Source organism: Kitasatospora sp. NPDC048296 (genome assembly GCF_043201815.1).
Taxonomy (GTDB): Bacteria; Actinomycetota; Actinomycetes; order Streptomycetales; family Streptomycetaceae; genus Kitasatospora.
This window is the reverse complement of sequence record NZ_JBICZB010000147.1, coordinates 1-5,053: the sequence shown is the minus strand read 5'-3', so window position 1 is coordinate 5,053 and position 5,053 is coordinate 1. Positions and strand designations below refer to the sequence as shown.

At 73.9% G+C, this 5,053-nt stretch carries 2 protein-coding genes; both read left to right on the top strand.

The genetic code is table 11. The features are described from left to right. Positions 1-3,038 (top strand): SDR family NAD(P)-dependent oxidoreductase (locus tag ACGF12_RS37795; protein ID WP_393040952.1); only part of this gene is annotated, 3,038 nt, incomplete at its 5' end. A gap of 135 nt (positions 3,039-3,173) precedes the next feature. Further along, positions 3,174-5,053 (top strand): type I polyketide synthase (locus tag ACGF12_RS37790; protein WP_393040949.1); only part of this gene is annotated, 1,880 nt, incomplete at its 3' end.

The window sequence follows — 5,053 nt, the reverse complement described above, 5'->3', positions numbered from 1 at the left end:
TCGCCGTCGCCCTCCAGCGCGCCAACCGCCCCCAGACCACCACCGCCCTCACCACCCTCACCACCCTCCACACCCACGGCACCCCCACCACCCTCACCACCCTCTTCACCGGTGGAACCCGCACCCCGCTGCCCACCTACGCCTGGCAGCACCAGCGGTACTGGCTCGACACCTCCCCGTCCGGCTCCGGCGCCGATGTCGGCTCGGCCGGGCTGGTCTCCGCCGAACACCCGCTGCTCGGCGCGGTCGTGCAGCTCCCCGGCACAGACGGCTTCGCGCTCACGGGCCGGCTCTCCCTCGCCACCCACCCGTGGCTGGCCGACCACGCCGTCAACGGCACCGTCATCCTCCCCGGCACCGCCTACGTCGAACTCGCCCTCCACGCCGGTGACCAGGCCGACTGCGTCGAGCTGGAGGAGCTGACACTCCACGCCCCGCTCGTCCTGCCGCAGGACGGCGCGGTCCGGATCCACCTGGCCGTCGGGGAGCCGGACGGGGCCGGGCGGCGGACGATCGGCATCCACTCGCAGCCCGACGTCCGGGGCACCGACCGTCCGTGGACGCTGCACGCGGATGCCACCGTGTCCCCGACCGCGCCGTCGCGCTCCGGTGACCTGGCCGAGTGGCCGCCGCCCGGCGCCACCCCGCTGGACGTCGCGGAGCTGCGTCACGCGCTCGACGCGGCGGGACTCGAGTACGGCCCCGTCTTCCACGGCCTGCAGGAGACCTGGCAGCGCGAGGAGGAGCTCTTCGCCGAGGTCGTCCTGCCGGACGGCCGGCACGAGGAGGCGGGTCGGTTCGGCATTCACCCGGCCCTGCTGGACGCCGCGCTGCACCCGACGATCCTGCGGAGCTCGGGGGGCACGTGCCTGCCGTTCTCCTGGCGCGGTGTCAGCCTCGCCGCAACCGGGGCCACGGCCCTGCGGGTCCGGATCTCGCCGACCGAGCAGCAGGGCGTCTCCGTGCTGGCGACGGACTCCTCCGGCCAGGCGGTGCTGACGATCGACAGCCTGGTGCTCCGGGAGGCCTCCGTGGCGCGGCCCGGCCCGGTCCACGGTGGTCCCGGGTCCGACTCCCTGTACCGGCTGAGCTGGGGCGTCGTCCCGAGCCCGGTGGTCCCGGAGCCCGGTGCCGGCACGTACGCGGTGCTGGCCGGTGACGAGTTCAAGGTCGGCGCCTCGCTGGCCTCCGGCGGGGCCCCGGTGGCCTACCACGAGGACCTCGCCGGCCTGGGAGCCGCCCTGCGCGGCGGGGCCGCGCTGCCGGACGTCGTGCTGGTCCAGTACGGCTGCGAACCCGGCTGGGAGGACGCCGGCGCCCTCGTCGCCCAGGGCGTGCGGCAGGTCACCCACCGGACGCTGTCCCTGGTGCAGTCGTGGCTGGCCGACGACCGGTTCGCCGACGCCCGTCTGGTGTTCGTGACCCGCGGGGCCGTCGGTGTCGGACCGCACGAGGACCTGCGCGATGTCGTCAACGCACCGGTGTGGGGCCTGATCCGCTCCGCCCAGGCCGAGCACCCGGGCCGGTTCGTCCTGCTGGACCTGGACGACGAGAGCGCCTCGGACAAGGCGGTCGCCACAGCGGTCGCCACCGGCGCCGCCGAGCTGGCCATCCGTCAGGGCTCCCTCCACGCGCCCCACCTGGACCGCGCCACCGTCGACCCGGCCGGCGCCGTCACCCTGGACCCGGCGGGAACCGTCCTGGTCACCGGCGCGACGGGCACGCTCGGCCGACTGCTGGCCCGCCACCTGGTGGTCCGGCACGGTGTCCGGCACCTGCTGCTCACCAGCCGCAGCGGCCCCGCGGCGGACGGCGCCCAGGAGCTCCGGGCGGAACTGACCGCCCTCGGTGCCACGGTCACGCTCGCCGCCTGCGACACCGCCGACCGGCGGGCACTGGCCGCGCTGCTCGCCGCGGTCCCCGCCGAGCACCCGCTGACCGCTGTCGTCCACGCCGCCGGTGTGGTCGACGACGGGGTGATCACCAGCCTCACCACCGACCAGGTGGACCGGGTGCTGGCCTCGAAGGTCGACGCGGCGGTCAACCTGCACGAGCTGACCGACGGTCCGGGGCTCTCCGCGTTCGTCCTGTTCTCCAGCGCCGCGGGCACCTTCGGCACCGGCGGGCAGGGCCACTACGCCGCCGCCAACGTGTTCCTCGACGCGCTCGCCCGCCACCGGCGGGACCTGGGCCTGCCGGCGCTCTCGCTCGCCTGGGGGTTCTGGGCCGAACGCAGCGGCATGACCGCCAACCTCGCCGCGCAGGACGTCAGCCGGCTCGCCCGGCTGGGCTTCGCGCCGATGGACTCGAACACCGGGCTCGCGCTGTTCGACGCGGCGCTGGCCGCCGACGCCGCCACGGTGTACCCGGTGGAGCTGGACCTCACGGCCCTGCAGGAGCAACGTGCGTCCGGCACACTGCCCGGCCTGCTGCGCACGCTGGTGCGCGGCCCGGGGCGCCGACAGGCCCTCAACGCCGCCGCCGGTGCGGCCGCGCTCGACGACGCGGAGCTGCTGCGCCGTCGCCTGAGCGGGCTCAGCGCGGCCGGGCAGGAGAAGCTCCTGGTGGAGCTGGTCTGCTCGCACGTGGCCGCCGTTCTGGGCCACGGCACGGGAGCGGCCATCGACGCGGAACGCTCGTTCAAGGAGATCGGCTTCGACTCGCTGACCGCCGTCGAACTGCGGAACCGCCTCAACACCGCGACCGGGCTGAGGCTCTCGGCGACGCTCGTCTTCGACTACCCCATGCCGTCAGCCGTGGCCGGCCACGTGCTGGAGGAGCTCGTCCGCGCCGGGCTGGCCACTACCGGGCCCTCGCTGATGAACCTCGACGAGCTGGAGTCCGCCCTGGCCACCGCGCCGCCCTCCGACGAGGTCCGCGCGCAGCTCCGGAAGCGGCTCCAGGACCTCCTCGCCAGGGTCGACGGCAAGGAGCCGGGCGAGGAGACGCCCGAGGCGGGTCAGACGGACCGGTCGGTGGCCGAGTCCCTGGAGGACGTGTCCGACGACGAGCTCTTCGACTTCATCGACGCGCTCTAGCGGCACCGGTCCGAGGACCGGTCCACGCAGCAGTTCCACACCACGAATGTCCATGAACATCCATGAACGTTCACAAATGTCCATGTCAGTACGAGTACGGGTTTTCCGGGAATCACCGAGGGGGCGGCAGTAATGCTGACTGAGGACAAGCTGCGCGCATACCTCAAGCGGGTGACGGCTGATCTCGCCGAGACGCGGCAGCGTCTCAAGCAGTTGGAGTCGGCGACTCCCGAGCCGATCGCCATCGTCGGCGTGAGCTGCCGCTACCCCGGCGGCGTGAACTCCCCCGAGGAGCTGTGGCAGCTGGTCGCGGAGGGCCGGGACGCCGTCTCGCCGTTCCCCGGCAACCGCGGCTGGGACCTCGACAACCTGTACGACCCGGACCCCGAGCGCACCGGCAGGAGCTACGTGCGCGAGGGCGGCTTCCTCCACGAGAGCGACCGCTTCGACGCCGACTTCTTCGGCATCAACCGACGCGAGGCGCTCACGATCGACCCCCAGCACCGGCTCCTGCTGGAGACCTCGTGGGAGACCGTGGAGCGGGCCGGCATCGCCCCGGCCACCCTGCGCGGCAGCCGGACCGGGGTCTTCGCCGGCGTCATGTACAGCGACTACGGCCCCCGGCTGCACGAGACGCCCGACGAGCTGGAGGGCTACATCGTCAACGGCAGCGCCCCGAGCATCGCGTCGGGCCGCATCGCCTACACCCTCGGGCTGGAGGGCCCGGCGGTGACGGTCGACACCGCGTGCTCCTCGTCGCTGGTGGCCCTGCACCTCGCCGTGCAGGCCCTGCGCAACGGCGAGTGCGACCTCGCCCTCGCCGGTGGCGTCACGGTGCTGTCGACGCCGAGCGTGTTCGTGGAGTTCAGCCGCCAGCGCGGCCTGTCGGCGGACGGCCGCTGCAAGTCCTTCGCCGCCGCGGCCGACGGCACCGGCTGGGGCGAGGGTGTCGGCATGCTGCTCGTCGAGCGGCTCTCCGACGCCGAGCGCAACGGGCACCCCGTCCTCGCGATCGTCCGGGGGACCGCGGTCAACCAGGACGGCGCCAGCAACGGGCTCACCGCCCCCAACGGCCCTTCCCAGCGCCGCGTGATCCGCCAGGCGCTCGACAGCGCCGGCCTGACGGCGGCCCAGGTCGACGCGGTCGAGGCGCACGGCACCGGCACCAAGTTGGGTGACCCGATCGAGGCCCAGGCGCTCATCGCCGCCTACGGCCAGGACCGTCCCGAGGGCCGTCCGCTGCGTCTCGGCTCGCTGAAGTCGAACATCGGCCACACCCAGGCCGCCGCGGGTGTCGGCGGCGTCATCAAGATGGTCATGGCAATGCAGCACGGTCTCCTCCCGAAGACGCTGCACGTGGACGAGCCCACCCCGCAGGTGGACTGGTCGGCGGGCGCGGTCGAGCTGCTGACCGAGGCCATGGCCTGGCCGGAGACCGGCGAGCCGCGCCGCGCGGGCGTGTCCTCCTTCGGCGTCAGCGGCACCAACGCCCACGTCATCCTCGAACAGGCCCCCGTACAGGAGACGCCGGACGAGGCGGCCGGCGCCCCGGCCCGGCCGACGGAGGAGCCTGCCGCTCTGCCGTGGCTGCTGTCCGGCCGGACCCCGGAGGCCCTGAAGGGGCAGGCCCGCCGGCTGCTGGAGCACGTCGAAGCCGATGCCGAGCTGCGTCCGGTGGACGTGGCGTTCTCGCTGGCGACGACGCGTTCGGTGTTCGAGCACCGCGCCGCCGTGATCGGCGGGGACCGCGAGGGCTTCCTCACCGGCCTCACGGCACTCGCCGAGGGCCAGGACAGCCCCAACCTCGTCCGCGGCAACGGCACCGCCTCCCCCGTCGTCTTCGTCTTCCCCGGCCAGGGTTCGCAGTGGGCCGGTATGACCGTCGAACTCCTGGACAGCGAGCCGGTGTTCGCGCAGCGCATCGCGGAGTGCGAGGAGGCGCTGGCGCCGTTCGTGGACTGGTCGCTGACCGGTGTCCTGCGCCAGGTCGAGGGTGCGCCGACGCTGGAGCGCGT